This window comes from Bacillus sp. NEAU-Y102 (genome assembly GCF_054788175.1).
Genome location: NZ_JBTWFK010000006.1, coordinates 250,424 through 267,494 on the forward strand (window position 1 = coordinate 250,424; position 17,071 = coordinate 267,494).

Annotated in this window: 9 protein-coding genes; 4 read left to right on the plus strand and 5 right to left on the minus strand. The window is 34.9% G+C overall.

The features are described from left to right. The first annotated feature begins 5 nt into the window (after nucleotides 1–5). The 3 genes from ACYFX0_RS17350 (at nucleotide 6) to ACYFX0_RS17360 (ending at nucleotide 12,028) form a co-directional block, all read left to right on the plus strand. Nucleotides 6–9,617, plus strand: a complete 9,612-nt coding sequence (locus ACYFX0_RS17350) for a SpaA isopeptide-forming pilin-related protein (protein ID WP_460271044.1) — start codon at nucleotides 6–8, stop codon at nucleotides 9,615–9,617. Between the two features lie 489 nt (nucleotides 9,618–10,106). After that, nucleotides 10,107–11,507, plus strand: coding sequence for a M28 family metallopeptidase (locus ACYFX0_RS17355; protein ID WP_460271046.1), 1,401 nt, complete (start codon nucleotides 10,107–10,109; stop codon nucleotides 11,505–11,507). Nucleotides 11,508–11,653: 146 nt separating this feature from the next. Then, entirely contained in the window at nucleotides 11,654–12,028 is a 375-nt protein-coding gene (locus ACYFX0_RS17360) for a hypothetical protein (protein ID WP_000738257.1), read from the plus strand. A gap of 26 nt (nucleotides 12,029–12,054) precedes the next feature. Here ACYFX0_RS17360 and ACYFX0_RS17365 read toward each other — a convergent pair whose 3' ends face one another. The 5 genes from ACYFX0_RS17365 to ACYFX0_RS17385 form a co-directional block, all read right to left on the minus strand. Next, complete coding sequence (locus tag ACYFX0_RS17365; protein ID WP_460271048.1) at nucleotides 12,055–12,726, minus strand: ABA4-like family protein; 672 nt, start codon at nucleotides 12,724–12,726, stop codon at nucleotides 12,055–12,057. Further along, nucleotides 12,710–13,024, minus strand: coding sequence for an anti-sigma factor (locus tag ACYFX0_RS17370; RefSeq protein WP_460271050.1), 315 nt, complete (start codon nucleotides 13,022–13,024; stop codon nucleotides 12,710–12,712). The genes ACYFX0_RS17365 and ACYFX0_RS17370 overlap by 17 nt, the downstream gene beginning before the upstream one ends. Next, a complete protein-coding gene (locus ACYFX0_RS17375; RefSeq protein WP_000391648.1) occupies nucleotides 13,011–13,538 on the minus strand; it encodes an RNA polymerase sigma factor in 528 nt (175 codons plus the stop codon). The genes ACYFX0_RS17370 and ACYFX0_RS17375 overlap by 14 nt, the downstream gene beginning before the upstream one ends. A gap of 220 nt (nucleotides 13,539–13,758) precedes the next feature. Next, entirely contained in the window at nucleotides 13,759–15,429 is a 1,671-nt protein-coding gene (argS, locus tag ACYFX0_RS17380) for an arginine--tRNA ligase (RefSeq protein ID WP_001086463.1), read from the minus strand. Then, nucleotides 15,429–15,866 (minus strand): YwiB family protein, encoded by a 438-nt coding sequence (locus ACYFX0_RS17385; RefSeq protein WP_000744343.1) that lies wholly within the window; start codon nucleotides 15,864–15,866, stop codon nucleotides 15,429–15,431. Before ACYFX0_RS17385 ends, argS begins: the two co-directional genes overlap by 1 nt. Nucleotides 15,867–16,068: 202 nt before the next feature. Between ACYFX0_RS17385 and ACYFX0_RS17390 the strand changes: the two genes are divergently transcribed. Further along, the gene (locus ACYFX0_RS17390; protein WP_000613237.1) at nucleotides 16,069–17,055 is read left to right on the plus strand and encodes a S66 family peptidase; all 987 of its coding nucleotides are present in this window, start codon (nucleotides 16,069–16,071) and stop codon (nucleotides 17,053–17,055) included. Nucleotides 17,056–17,071: the final 16 nt, after the last annotated feature.

A 17,071-nucleotide genomic window follows, 5' to 3' on the forward strand; every position in this document is an offset into this window, starting at 1 on the left:
GAAAAATGAAAAAACTTTTCAATGTATGTTTAATTGTATTCGTACTATTTTCGCAGCTTGCTAGTTTTCCATACAATCAAGTAAAAGCGGAAACGTTAACAGGAGATTCCTTATTTGACACTGTTGAAATGAAAGATGCAACGAATCATATTATTGACGAAGCAAAAAATCCTAACAACTTAATAAAGATAGGATCAACCATTCAAGTAGAATACGCTTGGTCAATAAAGGATCAACAAGTTGCACATGCAAATGATACAGCAGTAGTTCAAATACCACTTGCATTAAAAGTATCTAAAGATTTGCAAGGGGATTTAGTAACAGATCAAAAAAATATTGGTCAATATTTTATAACAGCTAAAGATAATAAATTAAAATTAATATTTAATGATCAAGTAGAAAATTTGAAAGACGCTAAAGGAAAAATTAAAGTTGATACCGTGTTTAACTCAACTTTAAAAACTGGAGAAAAATCAGTTCAAATCGCTTTTCCTTTAGGAACAATCGTTCAACCTATATCAGTTCCTGTTCAGGTAGAAGACTCTAAAGAAGATGGCACCAAACAGGATACTAATAAACAAGTGCAAGATCCAGCAACTAAACCTGTTACTGACAATCCGGAGCAAGATCCAGCAACTAAACCTGTTACTGATAATCCGGAACAAAACCCAGCAACTAAACCTGTTACCGATAATCCGGAACAGAACCCAGCAACTAAACCTGTTACCGATAATCTGGAACAAAACCCAGCAACTAAACCTGTTACCGATAATCCGGAACAAAACCCAGCAGCTAAAATTGCTACTGGCAATCCAGAACATAAGCTAGCAAGCAGCCCTGTTGAGAATACAAATTCAGGTCCAAAGCAAATAACAACAAACATTTTAACCGGTGTAAAGTTGACGGATAAAGACGGAAAACCATTTACAGAGGATAACCGTCCAAGCACAGATTCCCCTGCCAATATTGAGTTTACATGGGAGCTTTTAAAATCAATGAATGTGAAAAGCGGAGATTACTATATTTTTGATCTTCCTAAACATTTTAAGATTTACAATACAATTAACAGTCCTTTATATGATAGTGAAAACAATCAAATTGGTAATTTTACTGTTACAAAAGACGGAAAAGTCACGATGACATTCAACGATTATGTTGAAGAGCATCCAGATGTTGCTGGTAACCTACAATTAAAGACAGAATTTAATAAAGCTGAAATTAAAGGTACAACAACACAAGAAATTCCTTTCCCAATTAAAGATAAGGATGTTTCTATTACAGTTGACTTTAAGCCTAATGTACAAACAGCTACGAATAAAAAAGGGGTACCTGATAGACCAATTAATACAAATGAAATTAATTGGAAAGTAGAGATGAACAAAACGAAAGAAACCCTTAAAAATGCTGTTTTTAAAGATAACATCCCACAGGGTACAAGCTTAAATAAAGATTCTATTAAAGTTTATTATTTAGAAGTTGATGTTAATGGAAATGTAATGCGTGGTGCAGAAGCTGAGCCAACAGATTACAATATTATTTCATCAGATGGCTCAAAATTGGAGATTGCTTTTAAAGATTCTATCAATAAAGCATATCAAATCGAATATGCCACAAAAATTACTGATGAAAATATTAAAAGTTTTCGAAATAACGTTACGATAACGAGTGATAATCAAAAGCAACAAAACGCAAGCTCTACTGTAACGGTTTCTCGTGGTACACACTTAAATAAAACAAGTAAATATGATCCAAAGACGCAAACAATTGAGTGGACAATTACTTACAATGGTGATCAAAGAGAGATCAAAAAAGCAGACGCGATTTTAAAAGATATTTTTGACGATACACACGAACTAGATGCAAATTCTATTGTTGTGAAAAACGCTTCATATAATGAAAAGGGAACGCTTGTAACAGGTGACACTGTGAATAATTACACTGTAAATAACAAGAAGAATGGATTCGATTTACAGTTTAACGATGATATTAATAGTGCTTATGTGATTACCTATAAAACCAAGCCAACTAATAAAGTTATAGAAGATGGAAAAGTAAAAAATAAAGTTACAGCTGATAATGATTCAAGTAAAGAAAATGAAGCTAGCTTCAAGCAGCAAAATATTATTAAATCTAATAATAAAGCTGAAACAAATTATAAAGACAAAACAACAACTTGGACAATTATAGTAAATAATAACAACTACCCATTAAACAACGCGATCATTACGGACACCTTTGATCATGGTGGATTACAATTAAAAGATAAAAAACTAGAAATTAAAGATGGAAATTATACCCTTCAAGCTGGGACTGACTATGTTTTAGATGCAACAGATAAAGGCTTCAAAATTACTCTTATAGGTACATATCAGTCTAATATGACAAAGACATTAGTTGTAAAATATACGACAGACTTTGATTATACAAAGCTAGAAAGTGGTAAAACTTCATTTAAAAATACAGGTAACCTATCTTGGATAGATACGGATTCTAAGCCACAATCAAATAAAGTTGAAGCTAATTTCGATCCTGATACTTTCACAAAGGCAAATGGTTATAAGTACGGTTCTTATAACGCCCAAACGAAGGAAATTACTTGGATAATAGGCTTTAACTATAATAATGTTGAGATTAAAGATCCTTCTGTTATAGACGTAATACAAGATAAACAAAAATTAGTTCCTGGATCCATTGAAGTACGCGATATGATTTTAAATGGAAATCCTGATAATGCACAACCTGGTAATGCTGTACCAACTGAGAAATATGAACTTGAAGAACCTACAGAGAAAAATAAAAACACCCTAAAGGTTCATTTCAAACAATCAATTAATTCACCTTACTATATTATCTTTAAAACAAGCCTTGATGGTGAACTTATCCAAGGCACTTACAAAAACGAGGCAGATTTAAAAGATGGCTCTAAAATTGTTAACACCCTTACAGGTGACACTCAAGTAAATAAAGGTGGCAGCTTCGTTACTAAAAAAGCTGTGCAAGACGACAACTATATTAATTGGAGTATCGCAATTAACGAAAGCCAATCAACCATTGCAGATGCGGTTGTAACAGATGACCCAACCGAAAATCAGGTAATTGTGGAAGATTCATTCCACTTATATCCTACAACTGTTGATCCATATGGAAATTTAACAAAAGATACAGTAAACGAATTAAAAGAAGGAACAGACTATAAACTCAAAATAACAACAGACAATAATACCGGAAAGCAACATTTCGAAATTGCCTTCTTGAAAAAAATTGATCGAGCTTATATTTTAGAATATCGCTCACTTATTAATGCAGACGATAAAGAAAAAGTAAGTAATAAAGCGAAAATCACAGGCAACAAGTTGACAGTTAAAAACACAGAAACTACTGAAACAATTGAAGTGAGAATGTCTTCTGGTTCAGGCGGAGGATCTGCTACCAAAGGTCGTGGAAACCTTGAAATTATAAAGGTAGATAACGACAATAAGAACATACTATTAGCTGGGGCAGAATTTACTTTATACGATCGTACAGGTAAAACTGTTATCCGTAAAATTACAACAGACAAAGACGGTATCGCTAAATTTAATAATTTAAAACGCGATAAATATTTATTAAAAGAAACAAAGGCTCCTGAAGGCTATGTAATTAGCTGGGATTTAAAACAAGGGAAAATTGTTGAACTTGGTACACAAGAGACTACAACATATAAACTTGCAAATAAGAAATTTGTCGGGAAAGTAGTTTTAACAAAATCTGATGACCTGAACAAAAATGCAACACTACAAGGCGCTATTTTCACACTACTGGATAAAGATAAAAAAGTAATTCCAGAACACAAAGAATTAACAACAAATAATAACGGACAAATTATTATAGATAAACTAAAACCAGGAACTTACTACTTACAAGAAACGAAGGCTCCTGAGCATTATCAATTAGATAGCAAACTTATTCCGTTTACTATCTCTATAGATCAAACAACAGTAGTAAATCTAACTGCGACAAATAGTTTAACTAAAGGATCTGCTCTTTTAACAAAAGTGGATAATTATAATAAAACTTTAGCAGGGGCAGAGTTTACTGTTCAAGATCGCAACGGAAAAAATATTCCTGGATATGAGAAATTAACAACAAATGAACATGGACAAATAGAAGCAAAAGATTTACGTCCGGGTAAATACCAATTTGTCGAAACAAAAGCTCCTGAGCATTATGAATTAGACAAAACGCCTATTCTATTTGAAATAGAAAAAAGCCAAACTACAGTCGCTTCTGTTACAGCAAAAAACGCTTTAATTAAAGGTGGCATTACGTTAACAAAAGTGGATGATACTGATGGCACTACCCTTGAAGGTGCGGTATTCAAAATTGTTAACGACAAAAATGAAGATGTCTGTACAAACTTAAAAACAGAAAAAGATGGAACTTTGACCGTTAAAGATTTAGATCCTGGTGATTATCAATTTATTGAGACAACACCACCTAAATACTATGACTTAAATAAAGAACCAATTCCGTTTACAATCGAGAAAAGTCAAACAAGCATTATCTCAATTACTGCAAAAAACAGTTTAACTACAGGTGCTGTTGAGCTATTAAAAGTCGACGAATTTGATAAAAAGACTCCTCTTGCTGGAGCTATGTTCAAAATCGTGAATGATAAGAACGAAGACGTTCGTACAGAATTAACTACCGATACAAACGGAACTGTTAAAGCTTCTGACTTACGTCCAGGCAAATACAAATTTATTGAAACAAAAGCTCCTGAACATTATGAACTGCGATCAACACCAATTGAATTTACAATTGAGAAAGGTCAAAAAACACCGATTGTTATTACAGCTGAAAATGGTCTACTACCAGGCGATGTTGAACTAACAAAACTCGATGATACTGATGGCACTGCACTTATAGGTGCCGTATTCAAAATCGTTAATAATAAAAATGAAGATGTCCGTACAGAATTAGTTACGAATCAGGAAGGTAAAATTATTGCTACTGGTTTACGTCCAGGTAACTATAAATTTATCGAAATGAAAGCTCCTGAGCATTATGCCTTAAATAAAACACCGATTGAATTTACAATTAAGGAGAGCCAAGCGACTGCTATTAACGTTACAGCTACTAACAGCTTAACAAAAGGTGGTATTGAATTAACAAAAGTTGATTCTGTAAATGCTAAGGAAACCCTTGAAGGTGCAGTATTTAAAATTGTTAATGACAAAGGTGAGGATGTTCGTACGGAACTTACTACTGATAAAGACGGTAAATTAGTAGTACAAGACTTACGTCCGGGTAATTATAAGCTAATCGAGACGAAGGCTCCTACTTATTACGATGTAAATGAAGAACCAATTGAATTTATAATTGAAAAGAGTCAACAAAAACTCATCCCTATTACTTTCAAAAATAGTTTGACGAAAGGAAAGGTCAAATTAATTAAAGAAGATGACGTGGAGAGCGCGAAAGCTCTTGCTGGCGCTGTATTCACATTACAAGACGCAACTGGCAAAGAAATTATGAAAGATTTAATAACAGATGCACACGGAGTATTAGTCATCCCTGATTTAGCACCAGGCGATTATCAATTTATTGAAGTGAAAGCTCCTGAACATTATAAATTAGATCAAACACCTATTAAGTTCACAATTAAAAAAGGTAGTAAGGAAGATCTTCCTATCCCTGTTACTGTAAAAAACAGTTTACTTACAGGTGGCGTCACTTTAACAAAAGTTGATGATGTTGATGGCACTACTCTTGAAGGTGCAGAATTTATAATCGTTGACGCTCATGATACTAAAAAGGTAATTCGCAAAGGTTTAACGACTGATAAAAACGGTAAAATTACTGCTTCTGATTTACGTCCTGGAGACTATCAATTTGTTGAAGTAAAAGCTCCAAAAGACTATACCTTAAGCAAAGAGCCTATTCCGTTCACTATCGAAAAAAGTCAAAAAGAGAATATTACTGTTACTGCTACTAACAGTTTAAAGAAAGGTGCAGTAACATTAACAAAAATCGATGACATCGATCGCACGATGCTCGAAGGTGCAATCTTTAAGATTGTTGATATGAACGGTAAGGAAGTTCATACGAATCTTGTTACAGATAAAAACGGAAAAATTTCTGTTTCTGATTTACGCCCTGGAGACTATCAGTTCATTGAAACAAAAGCTCCTGAGCACTATGTATTAGAAGAAACACAAATTCCGTTTACAATTGAAAGAAGTCAAACGAAAGAGATCAATGTTACAGGTAAAAATGCTTTGAAAAAAGGTAGCGTTGAACTAACAAAGATTGACGATATTGATATAAATACAAAACTTGCTAACGCCGTATTTAATTTATTAGATGCAGACGGAGAGCTAGTTGAAGAAGGCTTAAAAACAAATGATGAAGGTAAAATTGTTGTTGAAAATCTACGTCCTGGTACGTATCAATTCGTTGAAACAATTGCTCCTGAACATTACGATTTAGATAAAAAACCTATCGTATTTACAATTAAAAAGAGCCAAACTGAAGCTCTTCATGTCACTGCTACAAATGCTTTAACAAAGGGTGCTGTTAAACTTTCTAAAGTAGATGATGTTGATGCCACTGTTCTTAAAGATGCAGTATTTAAAATTGTTAATATGAACGGTGATGTAGTTCATAAAGACCTTGTTACAAATGAACAAGGACTAATCGAAATTAACGACCTACGTCCTGGTGATTACCAATTCATCGAAACGAAAGCTCCTAAGGATTATGTTTTAGATGAAACACCAATCAAATTCACTATTGAAAAAGGACAGAAGAAATCTATTTCTTTAACTGCTACAAATAGCTTAAAACAAGGTAGTATCGAATTACTTAAAGTTGATGATTTAAACGATCAAACAAAACTTGCCGATGCGGTATTTAATTTACTAGATCAAAATGGCAAGGTACTTAAAACAGATTTAAAAACAAACAGTGAAGGTAAAATCGTTGTCGAAAACTTACGTCCTGGTACGTATCAATTCGTTGAAACAACGGCTCCTGAACACTATGATTTAGACAAAAAACCAATTATATTTACAATTGAAAAAAGCCAAAAAGATATCGCTACCGTTACTATGAAAAATAGTTTAACAAAAGGCGGCGTGGAACTTTCTAAAGTAGATGACGTTGATGGCACTACTCTTGAAGGCGCAGTATTTAAAATTGCAGATATGAATGGTACTGTAATTCGCAAAGGTCTTGTTACGAATCAACAAGGTAAAATTAGCGTTTCTGACCTACGTCCTGGTGATTATCAATTCATCGAGACAACGGCTCCGAAACACTACAATTTAAACAAAGAGCCAATTCCATTCACAATCACACAGAGCCAAGCTGAGCCTGTCTCTGTTACAGCTACAAATAGCTTAACGAAAGGCACTGTGGAGCTTTCTAAAGTGGATGATGTTGATGGTACCGCTCTTAAAGATGCGATATTTAAAATTACTGATATGAATGGTAATGACATTCGCACTGAGCTTACAACAGATGTACATGGAAAAATTTCTGTTTCTGATTTACGTCCTGGGGACTATCAATTTATTGAAACGAAGGCTCCTGAACACTATAAATTAGATAGTACACCTATTAAGTTTACAATTAAGAAAAGCCAAAAAGAAAAGCTCCAAGTTACTGCTACAAATAGCTTAACTGAGGGTGCTGTAGAATTAATAAAAGTGGATGATATAAATCCAGATACAAAACTTTCTGATGCAGTGTTTAACATCATCGATGCGAAAGGTAAAATTGTTCGCACTGATTTAACTACTAATAAAGATGGTAAAATTACTGCTACGAACTTACGCCCAGGAGACTATCAATTCATTGAAACGAAAGCTCCGAAGCATTACGATTTAAATAAAACACCTATCGATTTCACTATCGAGAAAAGTCAACTAACTCACGTTTCTGTTACTGCCAAGAATGGCCTAACAAAAGGTGGCGTGGAATTAACGAAAGTTGACTCTATAGATAAGAAAGAAATGCTAGAAGGTGCTGTATTTAAAATTACTGATCTGAATGGTAACGACATTCGCACGAATTTAGTTACGAATAAAGATGGTAAAATCATCGCTAAAAACTTACAACCAGGAGACTATGAGTTTATCGAAACGAAAGCTCCTAAACATTACGACCTAAATGAAGAACCAATTAAGTTCACAATCGAAAGAAGTCAAACAAAGCATGTCTTCGTTACAGCTATTAATAGCTTAACGAAAGGTAGTGTGGAGTTAATTAAAGTGGATGATGCCAAGAAAAACACAACACTTGAAGGGGCAGTATTTAAAATTGTTAACAAGGATGGACACGACGTCCGTACCGATTTATCTACTGATAAAAACGGCCGTTTAGTTGTGGATGAATTACCACCAGGAGACTATGAGTTTATCGAAACAAAAGCTCCTGAACACTATGACTTAAACGAAACACCTATTAAGTTCACAGTTAAAAAAGGCCAAGAAAAAATCACCTCTGTTACTGCTACGAATAGCTTAACGAAAGGCGCAGTTGAATTAACTAAAGTTGATGACATCGATGGTACTACTCTTGAAGGAGCAATCTTTAAAATTGTGGATATGGACGGCAAGGATGTTCGTTCTGATTTAACTACTGATAAAGATGGGAAGATTTCTGTTTCTGATTTACGTCCGGGAGATTATCAGTTCATTGAAACGAAAGCTCCTAAGCATTACGACTTAAATCAAAATCCTATCAAGTTTACTGTTGAAAAGAGTCAAACTGCTAAAACTTCTGTTACTGCTACTAACAGCTTAACGAAAGGCGCTGTTGAATTAACTAAAGTTGATGACATCGACGGCACTATTCTTGAAGGGGCTATCTTTAAAATTGTGGATATGGACGGCAAGGGTGTTCGTTCTGATTTAACTACTGATAAAGATGGGAAGATTTCTGTTTCTGATTTGCGTCCGGGAGACTATCAGTTCATTGAAATGAAAGCTCCAACTGGCTATGATTTAAACGTTAAACCAATTCCTTTCACAATTACGAAAGGACAAACTCAAGTTACCTCTGTTACAGCTTTAAATAGTTTAACAACAGGTTCAATTGAGTTAACTAAAGTTGATATTGATCACCATGGAACACTTGAAGGTGCCATTTTCAATATTTTAGACCAAGATGGAAACGTCATCCGAGAAGGTTTAAAAACAGATCAACAAGGAAAAGTAATCATAAATGATTTGAAACCTGGTAATTATCAATTAGTAGAAACAAAGGCTCCTAAAGGCTATCAATTAGATGCATCACCAATAAAATTTACAATTGATAAAGCCCAAGCTACGCCACTACAAATTACAGTTTCAAATAAAAAGATTGAATCTTCTTCAGGTGGAGATGACAAGCCCGTTACTCCGCCAAATAAAGAAGAAAACAAAGGCACTGAAACATCTGAGAAACACGAAAACGGAACTTCCGAAGAAACATCGAATGAAACAGATAACAAACAGCAAGATGATCGAAATACGGATAAGCACCTTCCAAATACAGGTCATAAAGAAGATCCTACACAAACAGTAGGTATCGTTCTTCTACTAGCTGGATTATTAAGTATTTTAGCTAAAAAACGCAAAAAAAATTATTAATAATTTTTTCACACCCAATCAATCTCTCAATTGATTGGGTGTTTTTTTATACAAAAAGGACGATACATAAAGTATCGTCCTTTTAACGGGGTGAGGCTGCCCAAAAGTACGGAAAACCTTTGAACAGCCTCGTATTTTCATATGGATGCCTTACATATATCACTGATAATAATTATGAAATGCGGAAACATAATTACCATCAACTGATTCAAACATGAGGAATGAAACCCTACAGTGGTTCCATTCCTCTACATAATCTAAAGTTTGGGTACACTAGATTCATGCAATGTAGGGGCTTTCAGAGTAGAAAGCGAACCTTCGTTTAAAATGATAGCATACATATCTCCCTCAAAAATATGCAAATATGCATATATTGTTTTTATTTCTCAATGTCAGAATATTGAAAAATAAAAGACGCAAAGGTAAAATAAAGTCATTATCCGTCTTCTTTTGTCAGTCAGAGAGAATAGAAGAATAGGAGAGGAAAAAATGAGCAAATCATTGAAACAAAAAATAGTAAGCTCTTTGCTTGCTATATCACTTGCTGTTAGCTTAGCTCCAATTGGGCAAGCAAAAGCGGATTCCACTTCAGAAGTTCCACCAACTCCATCTATTACAAAACAAATTGATCCAAACCGCGCCATTGAACATGTTCGTTTCTTATCTGAAACAATTGGGCCTCGACCCGGTGGAACAAAATCCGAAGAATGGGCTTCTCGTTACATTGGTATGCAGCTTAAATCAATGGGTTATGACGTAGAATATCAGCCATTTCAGGTGCCCGATCAATACGTTGGATTCATTGAATCACCACTATCAACAAAACGTAATTGGCAAGCTGGTGCTGCTCCTAATGCACTAATATCTACAGAAGCTATTACAGCTCCCCTTATCTTTGTTCAAGGTGGGACAAAATTAGAAGATATTCCAAATGAAGTAAACGGTAAAATTGTTTTATTTGAAAGAGGAACGACAGTTACAGATTATAATAAACAAGTTGAAAATGCTGTTAGCAAAGGTGCAAAAGGTGTTCTTTTATACAGTTTAATTGGCGGACGCGGAAATTATGGACAAACCTTCAATCCCCGCCTAACGAAAAAGCAATCTATCCCTGTCTTTGGTCTTGCTTATGCGCAAGGAAATGCATTTAAAGAAGAAATCGCTAAAAAAGAGACAACAATTCTTTCCCTAAAAGCGAGACATGAATCTAAATTAACATCTCTAAATGTTATCGCAAAAAAGAAACCAAAAAAGAGTACGGGTAATGAAAAAGCAGTCGTTGTAAGCTCGCACTATGATAGTGTTGTTGGAGCACCTGGCGCAAATGATAATGCTTCTGGAACTGGATTAGTATTAGAACTAGCTCGTGCTTTTCAAAATGTAGAAACTGATAAAGAAATTCGCTTTATTACCTTTGGTTCTGAAGAAACTGGATTACTTGGTTCGGATTATTACGTTAATAGTCTATCCCAAAAAGAACGTGACCGTATTTTAGGCGTCTTTAATGCTGATATGGTTGCAACAAATTATGATAAAGCAAAGAATTTATACGCTATGACACCTGATGGCTCTACAAACTTTGTAACAGATGCTGCCTTGCAAGCAGGTAAACAATTAAATAATGACCTCGTTCTTCAAGGGAAATTTGGCTCCAGTGATCACGTACCGTTTGCTGAAGCTGGTATTCCTGCTGCTCTATTTATTTGGATGGGTGTCGATAGTTGGAATCCATTAATCTATCATATCGAGAAGGTATACCATACACCCCAAGATAACGTATTAGAAAACATTTCACCTGAACGAATGAAAATGGCATTAGACGTTATCGGAACAGGAGTTTATAACTCGCTTCAAAAACCTATTACTCAAACTGAGCAGAAAGCTGCTTAATCAATAAAAGACCACTGATTTTTATCAGTGGTCTTTTATTGAGAAAAAATATATATGCATAAAAGCATATTTTATCCTACTCATTATCGTATACAATATTAACTGTAACAACACCGATTACAACTAATAAGGAGGCTTTTTCTATTATGAAAAAAATGATTTTAGTAGGTGCGTTAACTTTAGCAGGAATTACCGGAGCTACCGCGTTTATTCCTGAAACAAAAGTCGCTGCTGCCGCTCAAGAACAAAGCTTTACAAAATTTTATTCTTTGCAAACTGGAGGTAGTTCTGAACAAGAACCTATTTTCCTTCAAAAAGGACAAGAACTAACAATTCATCCTAACAGCAAAACTCCTAGTTACAGTGTTTATGACTCAAATCATAACCTTATTGGGCGTTATTCTGATGGTTACGGCCGAATTTTCACTGCAAAAACAGATGGAAATATGTATGTTCAATTTCATGCACCTTACGTTTACTATAGTCCTGTTAGTTTTTCTGTTACTTATACAATCCAATAAAATAAGGGGCCTTTCTCAGAGGCCCTTTATTTTGCTTCCCAATTCACTTTTACAAAACCATCTTTCACCATTAAACCACTTATATTGAATACATACTTTTCATTTGCTTTTAATGTAGCTTTAAAAGTACCTTTTTTCGATTCACAAATCTCCTTTAATTCCTTTATCCCTTCTCCTTGTCTTTCATACAAGCTAAAGCATAAGTTACTACGCTTTGCATCTGTTTCATAAGAAAATGTTACTTCTGTATCTTTTGCATACTCAAATTCAATATCTTTCCCAGCAATATCCCATGATGAGAATTTTGCCTCGTAACTTGTCTCCCCTTTCTTCTCATTTTCTAAATATATATCACCAGCTCTCCACATATCATCTAACGTTTGAACGAAAGCAAAGCCGCTAAGTAATACAAACATCGCACTTGCAAATATAACAACTAATGTTACCCTTTGCTTTTTCATACCCTTCATCGTATATTCTCCTTCTACTTTCCGGCTATTTCTGCGTGTCATATATAACAAAACTCCAATAAAAAATGGCAATATAATCGCTATAACACTCCACCACTTACTTATTCCACGCGTTTTCGCATCTGTATATACCCATGATGCTACACATACTAAAAGTGCTATAAAAGCCAAAAACATTGTAATCCCAGCTATCTCAAATACTACAAATGGATTAGCGAACCCTATCATGTAATTTATACTCCTTCTTTAAAAATGCCTGTATGACAACATATATAGGAATGTATATGTGCATCATAATAACTATCGTTATAATGACAGATATTTTATGATCCAAATGACTAACAAACTGCTCTAGGGTGACTGTTAATACAATCATCCAAATAGCATGAATGAAAACAACCCATCTCTTTTCTAATTTTCGAGCATTTCGCACGCTCTGTTTCGTATGGTTTATTAGCTCTTCGTTAGGAACCATCTCTCCCGCTAAGCTACTTTTTATCTTCTGATCAAAATTATCTTCCGTCATAAACGAACCCCTCCAAATGTTCTCGAATTTGCTTCTTCGCATAATTAAGGCGGTATTTCACTGTACCAATCGGTATATTTAATATTTCACTCATTTCTTTATAAGAATATTGTTCATAATAGTAGAGTACGAGCACAGTTTTATACTTTTCATTTAATAACTGTATAACTTCCCGTATCATTTCCGCTTCCACTTTTTGAATACATTCTTCTGATATATTTACTTCATCTGCGAAATCTATTTCTCCACCATCTTCTTTATGAAACAAATCCAATATTCGATCTTTCCACCTTTTTTTCTTACGATAAAAATCATAAAACGTACGAACACAAATTGTAGCAATCCATTTTTTATAATTATCCACATAGGAAAGTTGATGCCTTGATGAAAAAACCTTTATCCACGTCTCTTGAAAAATATCTTCCGCATCTTCTTTCGTTTTCGCTAACTTATAGCATAAGGAATATATTTGCTGCTTATATATATCAATTAATTCTTCTACCTTTTCTTCCATCATAAGCCTCCTGTCATTTATATAAGACGACGCAAATTATCCTTTTGTTTGATAAAATTTTATTTTTTTATTATCTCCATACAAAAAGGCAATCACAACATCATGTGATTGCCTTTTATTTAAAAACGAAAGTCCGCTTCCGCTTTTCTTTATTGTCTAGCTCCAGCGGCTAGAATACTCGGTGGCTTCGGGACTAAACAGTCGGCTCCGCTTTTCTTCATTACATTTTTTCTGGTGCAGATACTCCTACGATTGCTAATGCATTTTGAAGCGTAGTGCGTACTGCTTTCATTAACTCGTAACGAGCTTTACTTAATTCTAAGTTATCTTGGTTTAATACTTTTTCTGCATTGTAGAAGCTGTGTAATGCTGCTGCTAATTCAAATGCATAGCTTGTAATGCGGTGTGGCAGACGTTTTTGTGCTGCATCCGCAACTACAGCTGGGAATTCACCAAGCTTTTTCAGTAACTCTACTTCTTTCTCAGAAGTAACAAGTTTGTAATTCACGTCTCCATCTGCAGCTAATCCTAACTCTTCACCTTGACGAAGGATACTGCATACACGAGCATGAGCATATTGTGCATAGTATACTGGGTTTTCATTAGATTTTGATACAGCTAAGTCCATATCGAAGTCCAAATGAGAATCACCACTACGCATTGCGAAGAAGTATCGCATTGCGTCCACGCCTACTTCTTCCATAAGCTCACGAAGTGTAACTGCTTTACCTGTACGCTTACTCATTTTCATTTTTTCACCATTTTGGTATAGTTGTACCATTTGGATGATTTCTACTTCAAGTGTTTCTTTATCGTAACCTAGCGCTTGAATAGCAGCTTTCATACGAGGAATGTAACCGTGGTGGTCAGCACCCCAAATGTTGATTAGCTTATCGAAACCACGCTCTAATTTATCGCGATGGTAAGCAATATCTGGCGTTAAGTATGTGTAAGAACCGTCATTTTTAATTAATACACGGTTTTTGTCATCACCGTAAGTCATTGAACGGAACCAAGTTGCTCCGCCTTCTTCAAAGATTTCGTCACGCTCTTTTAATACAGTAAGTGCAGCATCGATTTTTCCGTTTTTGTATAATGATGTTTCTGAGAACCATACATCAAATTTAACACGGAAGCTCTCTAAGTCTTTTTGAAGTTTTGCTAACTCATATTTCAAACCGTATGAACGGTAGAATTCATAGCTTTCTTCAGCATCAGCTTTTGCGTAACGATCGCCAAACTCTTCAGCTAAACGTTTACCGATTCCAATGATATCCGCACCATGGTAACCGTCTTCTGGCATTTCTTTATCTAAACCTAAAGCTTGCATGTAACGAGCTTCAACAGAAAGAGCTAAATTATGAATTTGGTTACCGGCATCATTAATGTAGTACTCACGAGATACATCGTATCCTGCTTTTGCTAATACGTTACATAAAGTGTCACCCACTGCCGCACCACGTGCATGTCCTAAGTGAAGGTCACCTGTTGGATTCGCAGATACGAACTCAACTTGTACTTTTTCACCTTTACCAGTGTTCGTTTCACCGTAAGCTTCACCAGCGTTTACGATTGTTGGAATTAAATCTGTTAAGTAGCTATTATCCATATAGAAGTTAATAAAACCAGGACCAGCGATTTCGATTTTTTCAATAGAAGCTTTTGCTTTATCGAAGTTTGCAACTAGTTCTTCTGCAATCATACGAGGTGCTTTTTTCGCAACGCGTGCAAGTTGCATTGCCATGTTTGTAGAGAAGTCACCATTTGTTTTATCTTTTGGAGATTCTAATACAACGTTTGGAATCTGTTCTTCTGTCGCTAATTCTGCCTTTAATACAGCAGCTTGAATTTCTTCTTTAATCAATCCTTTTACCTGTTCTAAGGAATTCATTATTTTGCCTCCTTCAAATTAATTGTAATTGTATATCTGCCAGCTTCTTGTTCACTTAGAAGCAATGCGTACGTTAAGAAGAGTTGTCCTTTTTTCTTTTCATCCGACCATTTAAAAAGAACGTTATCAGTTTTCGTTTGCAGTGCAAACGTACCAAGTTCACTCGTATACGTACCCGTTGTCCATTCACCTTTCACATGCGTCTGACGCATAGAAATAGCACCTGAACGCATAATGAGAACTTGTTCATCTTGAATTTTAATAATTGTTTTCACTTCGCCTTGTTCGTTCGGCTCCTGGAATGTTACATATGTACCTTGACCTTTTACATAGTATTGACCATTTGCTTCAAAAGCAACGGTTTCCTTCCTCGCCCCTTCACGGATTTCTGTTACGAAATGAACGTGTACCGGCAAGCCTGCAAGTTGTTTCTTCACGTCTTGCACACCTTTCAAATGTTATAGATATTAAATACTACTTATAATAAATCACTTTTCCTATCATATCAAAAAAAGACGCTGTCTGTCTGCTGAAAAATCAGGAAAACTCCATTTCAAAAAATAATTCCCTTCTACTTTATTTCATATGATAAAATATTTTTTAAATCTAAATATTCTTTTAATTATAGAGGTGAATTCAATGATACCAACAAAGTTAAAAAAGGGTGATGAAATACGCGTGATTTCACCATCCTGTAGTTTAAGTATTGTTTCAAATGAAAATAGAAAACTTGCTATAAAAAGATTAACTGACATGGGCTTTCAAGTGACATTCTCAAAATATGCCGATGAGATAGATCGATTTGCTTCCTCTTCTATTTCTTCCCGCGTCCAAGACCTCCATGAAGCATTTAGAGACCCTAATGTAAAAGCTATTTTAACTACACTTGGCGGATACAACTCGAATGGTTTATTGAAATATCTCGATTTTGATTTAATTCGTGAAAACCCAAAATTTTTCTGTGGTTATTCTGATATTACTGCCTTAAATAATGCAATTTACGCAAAAACGGGTCTCGTTACATATTCAGGTCCCCACTTCTCTTCATTTGGAATGGAAAAAGGACTCCATTACACGGCTGATTACTTTTTACAATGCTTAACCGCTAATGAGCCTATTGAAATCATTCCGGCGGAAACGTGGAGCGATGATTCTTGGTATATGGATCAGGAAAATCGAGAATTTATTAAAAATGAAGGGTATGTTCCAATTCAAAAGGGAGAAGCGACAGGAGAAATTATCGGTGGCAATATGAGCACACTTAATTTACTACAAGGCACACCATATATGCCAAACTTAAAGGGCAAAATTTTATTCCTTGAAGAAGACAGTTTAACAGGAAAATCGACACTTAAAACTTTTGATCGCTATCTACATTCCCTTATGCAGCAACCTAATTTTGAACATATAACAGGTATTGTAATAGGAAGAATGCAAAAAGAAGCAGAATGTACGATAGCGGACATTCAAGAAATGATTGCTTCAAAACCTGAACTTGCACATATTCCTATTATTGCAAACGCAAGTTTCGGGCATACAACCCCGATTTTCACTTTCCCAATTGGTGGACGTGCAAAAATTATTTCTAACAAAGAAAAGACATCTATCACTATTTTAGCGTACTAAAAAAGGAGCGAATGAG

Coding starts and splice junctions, on each gene's coding strand:
- argS (WP_001086463.1), bottom strand. CDS start 15,429: ATGAATTCCTTAGAACAGGTAAAAGGATTGATTAAAGAAGAAATTCAA.
- ACYFX0_RS17370 (WP_460271050.1), bottom strand. CDS start 13,024: ATGACGGAAGATAATTTTGATCAGAAGATAAAAAGTAGCTTAGCGGGA.
- ACYFX0_RS17365 (WP_460271048.1), bottom strand. CDS start 12,726: ATGATAGGGTTCGCTAATCCATTTGTAGTATTTGAGATAGCTGGGATT.
- ACYFX0_RS17355 (WP_460271046.1), top strand. CDS start 10,107: ATGAGCAAATCATTGAAACAAAAAATAGTAAGCTCTTTGCTTGCTATA.
- ACYFX0_RS17350 (WP_460271044.1), top strand. CDS start 6: ATGAAAAAACTTTTCAATGTATGTTTAATTGTATTCGTACTATTTTCG.
- ACYFX0_RS17390 (WP_000613237.1), top strand. CDS start 16,069: ATGATACCAACAAAGTTAAAAAAGGGTGATGAAATACGCGTGATTTCA.
- ACYFX0_RS17375 (WP_000391648.1), bottom strand. CDS start 13,538: ATGGAAGAAAAGGTAGAAGAATTAATTGATATATATAAGCAGCAAATA.
- ACYFX0_RS17360 (WP_000738257.1), top strand. CDS start 11,654: ATGAAAAAAATGATTTTAGTAGGTGCGTTAACTTTAGCAGGAATTACC.